This is a genomic window from Mycolicibacter sinensis (assembly GCF_001667375.1).
Lineage (GTDB): Bacteria > Actinomycetota > Actinomycetes > Mycobacteriales > Mycobacteriaceae > Mycobacterium > Mycobacterium sinense_A.
This window is the reverse complement of sequence record NZ_LZIN01000005.1, coordinates 46,888-61,958: the sequence shown is the minus strand read 5'-3', so window position 1 is coordinate 61,958 and position 15,071 is coordinate 46,888. Positions and strand designations below refer to the sequence as shown.

The 15,071-nt window shown below is 68.4% G+C and carries 15 protein-coding genes and 1 tRNA gene; 10 read left to right on the top strand and 6 right to left on the bottom strand.

Annotated features, from left to right (window positions below; genetic code table 11):
- Positions 1–17: 17 nt before the first annotated feature.
- From A5771_RS01335 to orn, 3 genes are all read right to left on the bottom strand, one after another.
- Complete coding sequence (locus A5771_RS01335; protein WP_234782889.1) at positions 18–707, bottom strand: hypothetical protein; 690 nt, start codon at positions 705–707, stop codon at positions 18–20.
- A 361-nt stretch (positions 708–1,068) separates the two neighbouring features.
- Positions 1,069–1,141, bottom strand: a tRNA-His gene (locus A5771_RS01330).
- 35 nt (positions 1,142–1,176) lie between these two features.
- Positions 1,177–1,833, bottom strand: a complete 657-nt coding sequence (orn, locus tag A5771_RS01325; protein WP_082946989.1) for an oligoribonuclease — start codon at positions 1,831–1,833, stop codon at positions 1,177–1,179.
- 75 nt (positions 1,834–1,908) lie between these two features.
- On the opposite strand from orn, the gene A5771_RS01320 reads away from it, so the two are divergent.
- Positions 1,909–3,477 (top strand): helicase HerA-like domain-containing protein, encoded by a 1,569-nt coding sequence (locus A5771_RS01320; protein WP_064853393.1) that lies wholly within the window; start codon positions 1,909–1,911, stop codon positions 3,475–3,477.
- Here A5771_RS01320 and cmrA read toward each other — a convergent pair whose 3' ends face one another.
- Positions 3,478–4,284: a mycolate reductase gene (gene cmrA, locus A5771_RS01315; protein ID WP_064853392.1), complete on the bottom strand. Its 807-nt coding sequence runs from the start codon at positions 4,282–4,284 to the stop codon at positions 3,478–3,480.
- Between the two features lie 23 nt (positions 4,285–4,307).
- On the opposite strand from cmrA, the gene A5771_RS01310 reads away from it, so the two are divergent.
- Complete coding sequence (locus A5771_RS01310) at positions 4,308–5,621, top strand: MFS transporter (protein WP_064853391.1); 1,314 nt, start codon at positions 4,308–4,310, stop codon at positions 5,619–5,621.
- Positions 5,622–5,625: 4 nt separating this feature from the next.
- Here A5771_RS01310 and A5771_RS01305 read toward each other — a convergent pair whose 3' ends face one another.
- Both A5771_RS01305 and A5771_RS01300 read right to left on the bottom strand, forming a co-directional pair.
- Entirely contained in the window at positions 5,626–6,396 is a 771-nt protein-coding gene (locus A5771_RS01305; RefSeq protein WP_064853438.1) for an MmpS family transport accessory protein, read from the bottom strand.
- Positions 6,397–6,462: 66 nt separating this feature from the next.
- Positions 6,463–7,104 carry an SACE_7040 family transcriptional regulator gene (locus A5771_RS01300; protein ID WP_064853390.1) on the bottom strand — a complete coding sequence of 214 codons (642 nt, stop codon included), beginning with the start codon at positions 7,102–7,104 and terminating at the stop codon, positions 6,463–6,465.
- A 100-nt stretch (positions 7,105–7,204) separates the two neighbouring features.
- Here A5771_RS01300 and A5771_RS24430 point away from each other — a divergent pair, with 100 nt between their 5' ends.
- From A5771_RS24430 to A5771_RS01265, 8 genes are all read left to right on the top strand, one after another.
- Positions 7,205–7,516: a hypothetical protein gene (locus A5771_RS24430; RefSeq protein ID WP_165606139.1), complete on the top strand. Its 312-nt coding sequence runs from the start codon at positions 7,205–7,207 to the stop codon at positions 7,514–7,516.
- Positions 7,517–7,591: 75 nt separating this feature from the next.
- Positions 7,592–8,335, top strand: a complete 744-nt coding sequence (locus A5771_RS01295) for a CoA transferase subunit A (protein ID WP_064853389.1) — start codon at positions 7,592–7,594, stop codon at positions 8,333–8,335.
- Complete coding sequence (locus tag A5771_RS01290; protein WP_064853388.1) at positions 8,335–8,976, top strand: 3-oxoacid CoA-transferase subunit B; 642 nt, start codon at positions 8,335–8,337, stop codon at positions 8,974–8,976. The genes A5771_RS01295 and A5771_RS01290 overlap by 1 nt, the downstream gene beginning before the upstream one ends.
- Complete coding sequence (locus A5771_RS01285) at positions 8,973–10,544, top strand: carboxyl transferase domain-containing protein (RefSeq protein WP_064853387.1); 1,572 nt, start codon at positions 8,973–8,975, stop codon at positions 10,542–10,544. The genes A5771_RS01290 and A5771_RS01285 overlap by 4 nt, the downstream gene beginning before the upstream one ends.
- 6 nt (positions 10,545–10,550) lie before the next feature.
- Entirely contained in the window at positions 10,551–12,587 is a 2,037-nt protein-coding gene (locus A5771_RS01280; RefSeq protein ID WP_064853437.1) for an acetyl/propionyl/methylcrotonyl-CoA carboxylase subunit alpha, read from the top strand.
- A complete protein-coding gene (locus A5771_RS01275) occupies positions 12,587–13,750 on the top strand; it encodes an acyl-CoA dehydrogenase family protein (protein WP_064853386.1) in 1,164 nt (387 codons plus the stop codon). Before A5771_RS01280 ends, A5771_RS01275 begins: the two co-directional genes overlap by 1 nt.
- A complete protein-coding gene (locus A5771_RS01270) occupies positions 13,750–14,247 on the top strand; it encodes a MaoC family dehydratase (protein WP_064853385.1) in 498 nt (165 codons plus the stop codon). Before A5771_RS01275 ends, A5771_RS01270 begins: the two co-directional genes overlap by 1 nt.
- A complete protein-coding gene (locus tag A5771_RS01265; protein ID WP_064853384.1) occupies positions 14,244–15,050 on the top strand; it encodes an HpcH/HpaI aldolase/citrate lyase family protein in 807 nt (268 codons plus the stop codon). Before A5771_RS01270 ends, A5771_RS01265 begins: the two co-directional genes overlap by 4 nt.
- The last annotated feature ends 21 nt before the right edge of the window (positions 15,051–15,071 follow it).

Genomic DNA, 15,071 nt, shown 5'->3' with positions numbered 1-15,071 from the left:
GGGCGGGTGGGCGCGGCTCAGACGGGGGCCGGCTCGCTCTCCTCGTGCAGGTACTCTTCGCCGCCATTGGGATAGCCACCGCCGAACGTGGTGATGTGCACGTGGTCGTAGTGGCCGTTGCCACGGCCGCTGGGCCCAGCCGGCGTGTAGTAGGTGCCGCGCCAGATCGCGTCTTGCAGGGCGAACCGGCCGGCGTTGCGCAGGGCGTACGCCACGATCTGGTCACCGAGCGCGATGCCCTCGGGGCTGCCCGCGTTGGGGATCATGATGTCGATCGCCAGGCCTGAGGGGTGCCAGCGCTGCCCGTCCGGACGCACCCCGATCATGTCGTGGACCTGTGGGAACACCTCGCTGATGCTGCGCGAGACGAGGATCGTCTTGACCTGCATCCCGCGCTCGTTGGCAATGCCGGGCGGCAGCGCGTGCGGCGCCGGCATGCCCCAATTGGCTCCCACCGGAAAGACCTCGGGCGGTGGCGCGTCTTCCGGTGGCGGCGGCAGATCCTCGGGCGGCGGCGGTGGCCCGTCTTCCGGGGGCGGCGGTGGCGCGTCCTCAGGGGGCGGGGCTTCGGCGATGGCCGCGGGTTCGTCGTTGTTTCCCGGGTCGGCACCGGCGTTGCCGGTCATAAAAACGGCGGCCGGCAACACAGCCGTCGCCGCCAGAACCGAGGATTTCATGCGCAGATCAATCAGTCCTTGCGTGAGCACGCAGGGCACCGTAACCAAAACGTGATCTTTGGGCCAAACCGCCGCGCCCTGATTACGTTACAAAAACGTACTGCGGTGACACGTTTTGGCGACTGGACTCACCGCGCTCCAGCCGGTGTCAACGGCAGCAAAAAGTCGTTCTGACCTGGGCAATTACACCATTCGGCGGCTGCAGACCAACTGCGCCGCCGGGTCTGCGCTCAGGCGGATGCGGAGTGTGGCGCAGATCTCGTTGGCGGGCGGGTTTAGACGGTACGTAATCAGGGACGACGAGCTATGCCCTCGCCGCTGCATCAACGATTCCGGTCGGGACCCAGCCAAAGAAAAAAGGTCGGAGGGCCAAAGCCCTCCGACCTATCGGGGTGGCTGACGGGACTCGAACCCGCGACACCCAGGATCACAACCTGGTGCTCTACCAACTGAACTACAGCCACCATCGCTGCCCGCCGAGCAGGCAGCGTCGTCGATACTAGCCGCTCGGACGCTCAGCGACCGAATCGATCACCTCGTGCGCGTCCGAAGGCGGTCCCAGCTCTGCGGCTACCGCAGCGATGTCGCTGGTAGGCGGCCCGGGAGGGGCCACGAACGCGGTGCGCCGGTAGTACTTGAGCTCCCGGATGGACTCGTGGATGTCGGCCAGCGCGCGGTGCGCCAGGCCCTTCTCGGGCTGACCGAAGTAGATCCGCGGGTACCAGCGCCGGCACAACTCCTTGATCGAGCTGACGTCGACCATCCGGTAGTGCAGGTATTCGTTGAGCGTGCCCATGTCGCGGGCCAGGAAGGCGCGGTCGGTGCCGATCGAGTTGCCCGCCAGCGGCGCGGTGCGGGCCTGTTTGACGTGGCTGCGGATGTAGTCGAGCACCATCTGCTCGGCGGTGGCCAGGTCGATGCTCGACGCTCTGACCTCCTCGATCAGCCCTGACCGGGTGTGCATGTCGGTCACGACGTCGCTCATCGCGGCCAGGGTCGCGTCGTCGGCGTGGATCACCACGTCGATACCGTCGCCGAGGATGTTCAGCTCACCGTCGGTGACCAGGGCGGCAATCTCGATCAGCTTGTCCGAGGCCAGGTCCAGCCCGGTCATCTCGCAGTCGATCCAGACGAGTTCATCTCGTGCAGCGCTCACAGTAGGCACACGTTAGCCGCTCGGCGGCGCCGTAGTCGCATAGCGGTGCTGACCGGCCAAGTAATGTCGTGGCCTGTGAGTCCCGATTCGGCGGCGAACGCCGCACAGCAGATCGCGGCCGGCTACAGCGCCGAGGGTCAGGCCCTCGAACTGGGGACGGTGGTCATCGACGGGACCGCCGACCCGTCGGCGCAGGTCCGGATCCCCTTGGCCACGATCAACCGCCACGGGCTGGTGGCCGGCGCCACCGGCACCGGCAAGACCAAGACGCTGCAGGTGATCGCCGAACAGCTGTCCGCGGCGGGCGTTCCGGTGCTGATGGCCGACGTCAAGGGTGACCTGTCGGGGCTGTTGCGGCCCGGGGAGGCGGGCGACAAGCTCACCGCCCGCGCCACCGAGACCGGCGACGACTGGGCGGCGACGGCGTTCCCGGTGGAGTTCCTGTCGCTGGGCACCGGCGGCCTCGGAATCCCGGTGCGCGCCACCATTTCCAGCTTCGGGCCGATTCTGTTGTCGAAGGTGTTGGGGCTCAACGCCACTCAGGAGTCGACGCTGGGGCTGATTTTCCACTGGGCCGACCAGAACGGTTACCTGCTGCTGGATTTGAAGGATTTGCGTTCGGTGATCACGTTTTTGACCAGTGATGCCGGCAAGCCCCAACTGAAGAACCTTGGCGGGGTGTCGGCTCAGACCGCGGGGGTGATCTTGCGTGCGCTGGTCAACCTGGAAGCCGAAGGCGGCGACACCTTCTTCGGCGAGCCGGAGCTCAAGCCGGAAGACTTGCTGCGCACCGACAGTCAGGGCCGCGGCATCATCTCGCTGCTGGAACTGGGTGATCAGGCTGCCCGCCCGGTGTTGTTCTCCACCTTCTTGATGTGGGTGCTCGCCGACCTGTTCACGCTGCTTCCCGAGGTCGGCGACGTTGACAAGCCCAAGTTGGTGTTCTTCTTCGACGAGGCGCACCTGCTGTTCACCGACGCCTCCAAGGCGTTCCTGCAGCAGGTCGAACAGACCGTGAAGCTGATCCGCTCCAAGGGCGTCGGGGTGTTCTTCTGCACCCAGTTACCCACCGATGTGCCCAACAACGTGCTGTCCCAGCTGGGCGCCCGGATCCAGCATGCGCTGCGTGCGTTCACGCCCGATGACCAGAAGGCGCTGAGCAAGACGGTGCGCACCTACCCCAAAACCAAGGTGTATGACCTGGAGTCGGCGCTGACGTCGCTGGGGATCGGCGAGGCGATTGTCACCGTCTTGTCGGAGAGGGGCGCCCCGACTCCGGTCGCTTGGACGCGGCTGCGGGCACCGCGATCGCTGATGGCGTCCGTCGGCGACGCGGCGATCACCGCGGCGGCCACGGCGAGTCCCCTGCACGCCGTCTACAGCGAGACGGTGGATCGCGAGTCGGCCTATGAGATCTTGTCCCGCAAGCTCGCAGCGGGGGAGGGCAGTGCGCCGCCATCCGACGCCCGCGAGTACGACGAGCTGCCGGAGCCACCGAAAGTGCACTGGTGGACGCGGTTCGGTCGCTGGCTCGCCCACTTCCTCTCCACCCGGGAAGGCAAGCAGGTGACACGTGCTGTCACCACCGTGGTGGTCGGTCAGATCACCCGCGGCGCAATGGGTACCGGCCGCCGCCGGCGCTAGCTAACCCCCGCCGAGCTTCTTATAGACGAAGCCGACGATCGGCGTGACGATGGCGCGCGGGGCGTACCCGCTGGCCATCGACATGGCCTTCGAGGTGATCCCCGGTACGACGCGCATCTTGTTGCGCTCCAAGGCATCCAGCGACAGCTTGGCGGTGTGCTGGGTGGAGATCCACAGAAAATCCGGGATCAGTTTGTCGACCAGCGAAGCTTCGGTGGCGTCGGGCATTTCGGCGCGCACCGGCCCGGGCGCCAGCAGCGTCACGTGCACCCCGGATTTGAGCAGCTCGCCGCGCAGCGACTCGCTGAAGGTGTTGGCGAAGGCCTTGGTCGCGGCGTAGGTGGCATTGTTGGGGATCGGGGAGTTGCCGGCCGCCGAACCCGAGATCAGGATCCCGCCGGCGCGGCGCGCCAGCATGCCCGGCAGCACCGCCAACACCAGGTCGTGCACCGCGATCGCGTTCAGCTGCACCTGCGCCTTCTCCGCCGCCGGGTCCAAACCGGAGATCGGCCCGAACGTCGCGGTGCCGGCGTTGGCACACAACACCGAGATCTCCCGCTCGGCCAGCTCCGCGCAGAACTGGTCGCGGGCCGGCGGATCGGCCAGGTCGACCGCCCGCACCTCGACGGCCACCCGGTACTTGTCGCGCAGCCGCGCCGCCACGTCGTTGAGCACGTCCTCGCGCCGGGCGGTGATGATCAGCCCGTGGCCGCGACCGGCCAGCTCGGTGGCGAGCGCTTCGCCGATCCCCTGGGACGCCCCGGTGACGACGGCGCGGGCATCCGGGCTGGGAGCAGGCACTGGCATGGGCCAATCGTAGAGTGCCAGGCATGGATGCCCCGGGGGTGGTCAAGTCCGGGCGATCGCGGATCGTGGCCTGGGCGCTGTGGGACACCGGGTCGGCGGCCGTGGGCGCGATCGCGGTGACGTTCGTGTTCTCGGTCTATCTGACCAGCAGCGTCGGCGCGGACCTGCCCGGCGCGGTGTCGCCGGCCAGTTGGCTGGGCCGCACTCTGGCGATCTCCGGGGTGACCGTGGCCGTGGTGGCGCCGCTGATCGGAGTGTGGGTGGCGACCCCGCATCGCCGCCGGGTGACGTTGGCGGTGCTGACCGGTGCCGCGGCGGTGCTGCTCGCGGCGATGAGCCTGATCCGCGATGAGCCCGCCTACCTGGCGCCGGGGTTGGTGCTGCTGGCGCTGACCGCCGCCTGCGGTGAGCTGGCCAGCGTCCCCTACAACGCCATGCTGCGCCAGGTGTCGACTCCGCAGAACTCCGGGCGGATCTCCGGATTCGGCTGGGCGGCAGGCTATGCCGGCAGTGTGGTCTTGCTGCTGCTGGTCTATGTCGGCTTCATCGCGGGCAGCGGCCCGGAACGCGGCCTGCTGGGCTTGCCCGCCGCGGACGGTCAGAACGTCCGGGCGGCGATGCTGTTGGCCGCCGGGTGGCTGGCCGTCTTCGCGCTGCCGCTGCTCCTCAGCGCCCACCGGTTTACCGGCGCCGATGAAGCGCCGCCGCCGCGGTTGGGGCTGTTCGGCGGCTACCGTCAGCTGTGGCGCGACATCAGCGCCGAATGGCGCCGTGACCGCAACCTGGTCTTCTACCTGGTGGCCAGTGCGATCTTCCGCGACGGGCTGGCCGGGGTGTTCGCCTTCGGGGCGGTGCTCGGGGTCACCGTCTACGGCATCTCGAGCGGCGACGTGCTGATCTTCGGGGTGGCCGCCAGTGTGGTGGCCGCGCTCGGGGCGGTCGCCGGGGGCTTGCTCGATGACCGGATCGGGTCCAAGACGGTGATCGTCGGTTCGCTGATCGCGATGGTGGCCGCCGGCATCACGCTGATGGCCTTGTCCGGGCCGGTCGCCTTCTGGGCCTGCGGCCTAGTGCTCTGCCTGTTCATCGGGCCCACCCAGTCCTCGGCGCGCACCCTGCTGCTGCGGATGGTCCAGGAAGGCCGGGCAGGAATGGAAGGGGTGGCCTTCGGCCTCTACACGATGACCGGCCGAGCGGTGTCATTCCTTGCGCCGTGGCTGTTCTCGGTCTTCGTTGACGTCTTCCGGTCCGATCGGGCCGGTATGGGCGGGCTGTGCACGGTGCTGGTGCTCGGTCTGCTGGCGATGCTCGGCGTGCGCGTTCCGCGCCGAAGTTGATGGCTTAGCCCGCTGTGGTGCAGACCGTGAGGATCGACCCGGTGCGCTGACGCACCTGGGCGCCGTCCACCGCCACCGAGCAGGTGATCTGCTCGCCGAAGTTGACCACCGTGACCGCTGCGGCAGTCGATGCCGGCGGCGTCAGCGTGACCTGTTTGGTCCACGGCAGCGCGACGTTGAACTCGGTCTGCAGCACGCCGCCGGTGTCGATGTAGGCGATGCTGAGCGCCCGGCCGGTCCCGGTGACGCTGTAGACGATCGTCTGGGGGACCCCGGCGGTGGTCGACGTCGTCGGCGGCGGGGTGCTCGGGGTGGTGCTGGGCGTCGTCGACCGCGTCGGTGGGGGCGTGGTGGCCGGGGTGCGCTTGGGAATCGGCGTGCTCGGGGCCGTCGGCAGCGGCGAAACAGGCGTCACCGTAGCCGAATTGCGGCCCGAGTCGTTGGCGATCACCAGCGCGATCACCATGCCGACCACCAGCAGCACCGCGGCACCGGCCACCAGCCACAACCAGTTGGGAAACCGCGGCGGTTCCGGTGGGCCGCCCTCGCTGCCGCCTGCCGGCCCGCCGGGTGGGGGCTGCCGTGGTGCCCAGTGCTGCCGCGGCAGTTGGGCGGTGGGGTTAGGGGACTGCGGCGGATAGCCCGCCGGGTACGACGGAAGCTGACCGGCATAGGCCGGATCGACGTGCGGCGGAAAGCCGAAAGTCGACGGTTCGCTCGCCCCGTTGCGCTGCCAGGACTGATCGGAACCCTCCGGTCGATACGGATCGGTCATACCCACCTCATGGGTTGCAGGGTACCTGCGCCGGGCCGCCTGCGACCGCGACGTCGCGCAGCCCGGTCACATTCCGGCGGCGCCCAACGCGCTGATCGTCATTGCCCGCAACACCGCTCGGGAACTCTCCGGGGCGGCGGACTTGGTTCCCGCCGGTTTGATGCTGTACGGCGTGGAGTTCAGCAGGCCGAACACCGCGTGAGCCATCAACCGGGCGTCGGCTTCGGCCAAGCCGGCGTACCGGGCGCACAGCACCCCCACCCAGACCTCGACGTATTGACGCTGGGCGCTGCGTACCTGACGCTGCGCCCCGGCCGGCAGATGCGCCAGGTCGCGGTCCTGGATCCGGATCAGGTCCGGCTCATTGAGCGCGAAATCGAGATGAAACTCGACCAAGCCGTCCAGCACGTCTTCCGGGCCGTGCCCGCCCGCTTCGACGGCGCGCGCCCCGGCCAGCAGTCGGGTGCTGATACCGACCAGCAATTCGACCAGCAGTGCTTCTTTGTTAGGGAAGTGCCGATAGATCGCCGGGCCGCTGACACCGGCCGCCGCGCCGATGTCCTCCAGTCGCACCGCGAGAAAGCCGCGCTGGGCGAAGAGGCGCTCGGCGGCGGCGAGCAACTGGGTCCGCCGGTCAGACTTCAGCCGGCTACGCCGGTTGACCGGTTCGTCGCTTCCCGCCGGGCCGGACGGGGCGGATGCTGCCATCACGCCTCCGCTCCTCATGGACAGCTGAGTTAACGGTCACTAACGTAGCACCCATCGCCTCGGGGACGCCCCGGCGTCGGGCGAAATCGGTGGAGGCCTGATGGCAACTGCGGGACCCGCAGCACGTGGCGATTTGTCCTACGCCCGGGACGAGACCCGACCCGCTCCGTGGGAGACGACGATCGGTGCCGATCTGGCACGTGCGGATCCGGATCGCGATGCGCTGGTTGATGTTCCGCCGGGCCGGCGCTGGACCGACGCCCAGCTGTCAGCGGCCGTGCGCCGGCCGGCTGGCGCACTTCCAGGTGCCGCGGTATCTGCGCGTCGTCGAGAGCTTTCCCCTGACGGTCGCCGGCAAGCCCGCAAGGACGAGATGCGCCGGCAGGCGATCGAGCACGTGCAGGGTGGCTGACACGGCCGCAGGAGAATGGTATTCTCTGACGTCAGTTAATCAACATTAACTGAAAATGAGGAGGCGCTGGTGGCGATGGACAAGGTCGTGGCGACGGCGGCAGAAGCCGTGGCCGACGTGACCGACGGCGCGTCACTGGCGGTGGGCGGGTTCGGGCTCTGCGGCATACCGGAGGCGCTCATCGACGCCGTGCTGGCGCTCGGTGTCACCGATCTGGAGACGGTGTCGAACAACTGTGGCGTGGACGGCATCGGCCTGGGAGTGCTGTTGGAGCACCAGCGGATCCGTCGCACGGTCAGCTCCTATGTGGGGGAGAACAAGGAATTCGCCCGGCAGTTCCTCTCCGGCGAGCTGGAGGTGGAGCTGACTCCGCAGGGCACCCTGGCCGAGCGGCTGCGCGCCGGCGGCGCCGGAATTCCGGCGTTCTACACGCCGACCGGTGTCGGCACCCAGGTCGCCGACGGTGGTCTGCCGTGGCGGTACGACGGGGCCGGCGGTGTGGCGGTTGCCTCACCGCGCAAGGAGACCCGCGATTTCGACGGACGCACCTACGTGCTGGAGCGGGCGATCCGTACCGATTTCGCGCTGGTGCACGCCTGGAAGGGCGATCGGCACGGCAACCTCGTCTACCGCGAGGCCGCCGCCAACTTCAACCCGGACTGCGCCGCTGCCGGCCGCATCACGATCGCCGAGGTCGAGCACCTCGTCGAGCCCGGCGAGATCCCTCCGGCGGAGGTGCATACGCCGGGTATCTACGTGCACCGGGTGGTGCACGTACCGAATCCGACCAAGCGAATCGAGCGGGAGACGGTGCGCTGATGGCACTCACACGTGACGAACTGGCCGCACGGGTGGCCGCCGAGTTGGAAGACGGACAGTACGTCAACCTCGGCATCGGGCTACCCACCTTGATTCCCAACCACATTCCCGACGGGGTCAACGTGGTGCTGCATTCGGAGAACGGGATCCTCGGCGTCGGGCCCTACCCGCGCCGTGAGGACATCGACGCCGACTTGATCAACGCCGGCAAAGAAACGGTGACGGTGCTGCCCGGGGCATCGTTCTTCTCGTCGTCGGCCTCGTTCGGGGTGATCCGCGGCGGCCACCTGGACGTGGCCGTCCTTGGCGCCATGCAGGTTTCAGCGGCAGGCGATCTGGCCAACTGGATGATCCCCGGCAAGATGATCAAGGGCATGGGCGGGGCGATGGACCTGGTGCACGGGGCGCGCCGCGTCATCGTGATGATGGAACACGCGGCCAAAGACGGCAGCGCCAAGATCGTCGACCACTGCACGCTGCCGCTGACCGGCGCCCGCTGCGTCGACCGCATCATCACCGACCTGGCCGTCATCGACGTCACCGAGACGGGCCTGAAGTTGGTCGAGACCGCTCCGGGCGTCTCCGTCGACGACGTCGTCGCGAAAACCGGCGCAGAGTTGAATCTTTCGACGGTCTCATGACCGCCTCGACATTCGCCGACGAGCACCGGCGGCTGGTCGCCGAGCTCAACGCCAAGCTGGCGACGGCAGCCCTGGGCGGCAGTGAGCGCTCCCGGCAACGTCACGTGGCCCGGGGCAAACTGTTGCCGCGCGACCGGGTGGACCGGCTGCTGGATCCGGGCAGTCCGTTTCTGGAGCTGGCTCCGCTGGCCGCCGACGGCATGTACGACGACGAATGCCCCGGAGCCGGCATCATCACCGGGATCGGACGGGTGTCCGGGCGGGAATGCGTGATCGTCGTCAACGACGCCACCGTCAAGGGCGGCACCTACTACCCGGTCACTGTCAAAAAGCACCTACGCGCCCAGGAAGTCGCGCTGCGCAACCAGCTGCCCTGCATTTACCTGGTGGACTCCGGCGGCGCTTTCCTGCCCCGCCAGGACGAGGTGTTCCCGGACCGGGAGCACTTCGGCCGCATCTTCTACAACCAGGCGACCATGAGTGCGGCGGGCATCCCGCAGATCGCCGCCGTGCTCGGCTCGTGCACCGCCGGGGGCGCCTACGTGCCCGCCATGAGCGACGAGGCCGTCATCGTCCGGGAGCAGGGCACCATCTTCCTCGGCGGTCCGCCGCTGGTGAAGGCAGCCACCGGGGAGGTGGTGACCGCCGAAGAGCTCGGCGGTGGCGAATTGCACTCCAAGGTCTCCGGGGTCACCGACTATTTGGCCGATGACGACGAACACGCGCTGCGCATCGTCCGGCAGATCGCCGCGACCTTCGGGCCGCGGCACGAAAGCCCCTGGGAAATTGGCGATTCCATCGACCCTCGGCATAATCCAGCCGAGCTCTACGACGTGGTCCCGCCGGACCCGCGGGTGCCTTATGACGTGCGGCAGGTGATTGAGCGCGTCGTCGACGGCAGTGAGTTCAGCGAGTTCAAGGCCGAGTACGGCAAGACGCTGGTGACTGCGTTCGCGCGCATTCACGGCCATCCGGTGGGGATCATCGCCAACAACGGGGTGCTGTTCGGCGAGTCGGCGCTCAAGGGCGCGCATTTCATCGAACTGTGCGACAAGCGCCGGATTCCACTGGTGTTCCTGCAGAACATCGCCGGTTTCATGGTCGGGCGCGACTACGAGGCCGGCGGTATCGCCAAGCACGGCGCCAAAATGGTCACCGCGGTGGCCTGCGCACGGGTGCCCAAACTGACGGTGGTGATCGGCGGATCCTACGGAGCGGGCAACTACTCCATGTGCGGCCGGGCGTATTCGCCGCGCTTCCTGTGGATGTGGCCCAATGCGCGGATCTCGGTGATGGGCGGCGAACAGGCCGCATCGGTGCTGGCCACCGTGCGCGGTGAACAACTCGATGCCGCGGGCAAGCCGTGGTCGCCGGCCGAGGAAGACGCGTTCAAGGCGCCGATCCGCGATCAATACGAGGCGCAGGGCAACCCGTACTACTCGACCGCGCGGCTGTGGGACGACGGGATCATCGACCCGGCCGATACCAGAACCGTGCTGGGGCTTGCGCTTTCGGTCTGCTCGAATGCGCCGCTGGACCCGGTCTCCTACGGCGTTTTCCGGATGTGAGTGGCGATGTTTGAATCCGTTTTGATAGCCAATCGCGGTGAGATCGCGGTGCGGGTGATTCGCACCCTGCGCCGGATGGGAATTCGGTCGGTGGCCGTCTACAGCGACGCCGACGCCGGCGCGCGGCATGTGCGCGAAGCGGACACCGCGGTGCGGCTGGGACCGGCGCCCGTGCTGGACAGCTATCTGTCGATTCCCAAGGTGCTCGAGGCGGCCGCGGCCACCGGCGCGCAGGCGATTCACCCCGGCTACGGATTCCTCTCCGAGAACGCCGGATTTGCGGCGGCCTGCGAGCGGGCCGGGGTGGTGTTCATCGGGCCGCCGGCGCGCGCGATCGAGGTGATGGGCGACAAGATCTCCGCCAAGAACACCGTCGCCGCCTTTGAGGTACCGGTGGTCCCCGGGTTGGCCAAGCCGAGCCTGACCGATGACGAACTGGTGGCCGCGGCCACCGATATCGGCTACCCGGTGCTGATCAAGCCCTCGGCCGGTGGCGGCGGCAAGGGCATGCACCTGGTTGAAGAACCCGCGCAGCTGCGCGCGGCGCTGGTGACCGCGCGGCGTGAGGCGGCGTCGGCATTCGGCGACGACACCCTGTTCCTGGAACGATTCGTGTTGCGGCCCCGCCACATCGAGGTGCAGGTGCTCGCCGACACCCAGGGCAATGTGGTGCATCTCGGCGAACGGGAATGCAGCCTGCAGCGCCGCCACCAGAAGGTGATCGAAGAGGCGCCGTCGCCGCTGCTGGACGCCGTCACCCGGGCCAGGATCGGGGCGGCGGCCTGTAACACCGCCCGCAGCGTCGACTACGTCGGCGCCGGCACCGTGGAGTTCATCGTCTCCGCCGATCGCCCCGATGAGTTCTTCTTCATGGAGATGAACACCCGCCTGCAGGTGGAGCATCCGGTCACCGAGGCGGTCACCGGGCTGGACCTCGTCGAGTGGCAGCTGCGGGTGGCCGCCGGAGAGAAGCTGCCGTTCGCCCAGGACGAGATCACCTTGACCGGGCACGCGATCGAGGCCCGGGTCTACGCCGAAGACCCGGCCCGCGGCTTCCTGCCCACCGGCGGACGGGTGCTGGCGGTGCACGAGGCAGACGGCGGTTCAGCGGGGCTCGACGGAGGAGAGACGAAGCTGGGACCGCCGCATGGACCGGGCCCGGGCGTGCGGGTGGACTCGTCGCTGCAGGCGGGCACCGTGGTGGGCAGCGACTACGACCCGATGCTGTCGAAGGTGATCGCCCACGGTGCCGACCGGGCGCAGGCGCTGGCGCGACTCGACGCGGCACTGGCCGGCACGGCGGTGTTCGGGGTGCAGACCAACGTTGAATTCCTGCGGTTCCTGCTGGCCGATGCGCGGGTGGTGGCCGGCGACCTGGACACCGAACTGCTCGACATCAGATCGGCCGACTTCGCCCCGGCACCCGCACCCGACGACGTCCTGGCCGCCGGCGGGCTCTACCGCCAATGGGAACTTGGACAAGGCGAGCGCGACCTGTGGGGATCCCCGAGCGGCTGGCGGATCGGCGCACCGGCGCCGGTGCGCACCGAGATGCGCACCCCGCTGCGCTCGGAGACGGTGTCGGTGTGGGGGCTCCCGGCGGATGCCCGGGTACAGGTCGGCGACGGCGAGATCCACAGCGGAAGCATCGACGTCGAGGACGGCCGGATGGTGGTCACGCTGGCCGGGCGGCGGCGCTGCTATGCGTTCGCCGAGGACGGCGGCCAGCTGTGGATCGCCGATGATCGCGGCACCTGGCACCTGCGGGAAGCCGAGGTGGTCCGGGTGCATCGCGGCGGTGGCCCGCGCAGCGCGGAGATCCTCAGCCCGATGCCGGGCAGCGTGATCGCCGTCAATGTCGCCTCGGATTCGCCTGTGGCGGAAGGCGATCCGGTTGTCGTGGTCGAGGCGATGAAGATGGAGCACAGCCTGAGCGCGCCGATCAGCGGGCGGGTGGAGGTATTGGTTTCGGTGGGCGATCAGGTGACTGTGGACCAGGTACTGGCCCGGCTGATTCCCGAGTCGAGTGAGGAAGAAGCGTAATGACGACGATCACGGCAGGAGTGCTGCCGAAGGAATACCAGGACCTGCGCGACACGGTCGCGGAGTTCGCTCGCACCGTGGTGGCTCCGGTGTCTGCTAAGCACGACGAAGAGCACAGCTTCCCCTACGAAGTGATCGCCAAGATGGGCGAGATGGGGTTGTTCGGGCTGCCGTTCCCCGAAGAGTACGGCGGTATGGGCGGCGACTTCTTCGCGCTGACACTGGCGCTGGAGGAGCTCGGCAAGGTCGACCAGTCGGTGGCGATGACCCTGGAGGCCGGGGTGGGCCTCGGCGCGATGCCGATCTACCGGTTCGGCACCGAAGAACAGAAGCAGACCTGGCTGCCGGATCTGGTTGCCGGCCGTGCGCTGGCCGGCTTCGGCCTGACCGAGCCCGGCGCGGGATCGGATGCCGGCGGCACCCGCACCACCGCCCGGCGAGACGGCGGTGACTGGGTCATCAACGGCACCAAGCAGTTCATCACCAACTCCGGCACCGACATCACCTCGCTGGTGACCGTCACCGCCGTCACCGGCACCCGGCCCGACGGCAAGAAAGAGATCTCCACGATCATCGTCCCTTCCGGCACACCGGGTTTCACCGTGGAGCCGGCCTACAACAAGGTGGGCTGGAACGCCTCGGACACCCACCCGCTCACCTTCACCGACGCCCGCGTTCCGCAGGGGAACCTGCTCGGAGAAGAAGGCCGGGGTTACGCCAACTTCCTGTCGATCCTGGACGAGGGCCGCATCGCGATCGCCGCGGTGGCCACCGGCGTGGCCCAAGGCTGCGTCGACGAAAGCGTCAAGTACGCCGGCGAACGTGAGGCGTTCGGCCAGACGATCGGCTCCTATCAGGCGATCAGCTTCAAGATCGCCCGGATGGAGGCCCGCGCCCACGTCGCCCGCACCGCCTACTACGACGCCGTGGCGAAGATGCTGGCCGGCAAGCCGTTCAAGAAGGAAGCGGCGATCGCCAAGATGATCTCCTCGGAGGCGGCGATGGACAACGCCCGCGACGCCACCCAGATTCACGGCGGCTACGGCTTCATCAACGAATACCCGGTGGCCCGGCATTACCGCGACAGCAAGATTTTGGAGATCGGTGAGGGCACTACCGAGGTGCAGCTGATGCTGATCGCACGATCGCTGGGGATGGGCTGATGAGTGACGAACGCAAAACCGTCGAGCAGCGCGGCCTGTGGTTCGAGGAGTACGAAATCGGGACCACCTACGCCCACCGGCCCGGTCGCACCGTCACCGAGGCCGACAACGTACTGTTCACCACGCTGACCATGAACACCCAGTCGCTGCACCTCGATGCGGCCTGGGCGGCGGAGCAGCCGGGCTTTCGCGGTGAGCGCCTGGTGAATTCGATGTTCACCCTCTCCACCGTGGTCGGCCTGTCGGTGGCACAACTGACGCTGGGCACCATCGTGGCCAACCTGGGTTTCTCGGAGGTGTCGTTTCCCAAGCCGGTCTTTCACGGCGACACCCTCTACGCCGAGACGGTCTGCACCGACAAGCGCGAATCCAAGAGCCGTCCCGGGGAAGGCATCGTGACCCTCGAGCACGTCGGCCGCAACCAGCACGGCGACGTGGTGGCGCGCGCGGTGCGTACCACCCTGGTGCGCAAACGGCCGGCAGGGGAGTCGGCATGAACCTGCACACCGCCGGCCCGGCCTGGCTGTTCTGTCCCGCAGACCGGCCGGAACGCTTCGCCAAGGCCGCCGCGGCGGCCGACGTGGTGATCCTCGACCTGGAGGACGGGGTGGCCGCCGCCGACCGCCCGGCGGCGCGGGAGGCGTTGCGGGACAATCCCCTTGACCCGCAGCGGACCGTGGTGCGGGTCAACCCGGCCGGCACCGAGGATCAGGCCCGCGACCTGGAGGCGCTGGCGGACACCGCCTACACGACGGTGATGCTGGCCAAGACCGAGTCGGCCGACCAGGTGACCGCGCTGGCGCCCCGGCAGGTGGTCGCGCTGCTGGAAACTCCGCGCGGTGTGGTGTTTTCTACCGAGATCGCCGCCACCGAGGGCTGCGCGGCGATGATGTGGGGCGCCGAGGATCTGGTCGCGGCCATGGGCGGGGGCTCCAGCCGGCACCCGGACGGCACCTACCGGGACTTCGCCCGGCACGCACGCTCGACGGTGTTACTGGCGGCATCGGCGTTCGGCCGCGCGGCGCTCGACGCCGTCTACCTCAACATCGGTGACCTCGACGGGCTGAAGGCCGAAGCGATCGACGGCGCCGCGGTCGGATTCGCCGCAACGGTGTGCATCCACCCCACCCAGGTAGCGGTGGTGCGCGACGCCTACCGCCCAGAGGCCGAGAAAGTCGATTGGGCGCGAAGGGTGCTCGCCGCAGCGCAAAACGAGCGCGGGGTGTTCGCGTTCGAAGGGCAGATGGTCGACTCCCCGGTGCTGCGGCACGCCGAAGCTATCCTGCGGCGAGCGGATTAACCCCTAGCCCCGAGGAGTCAC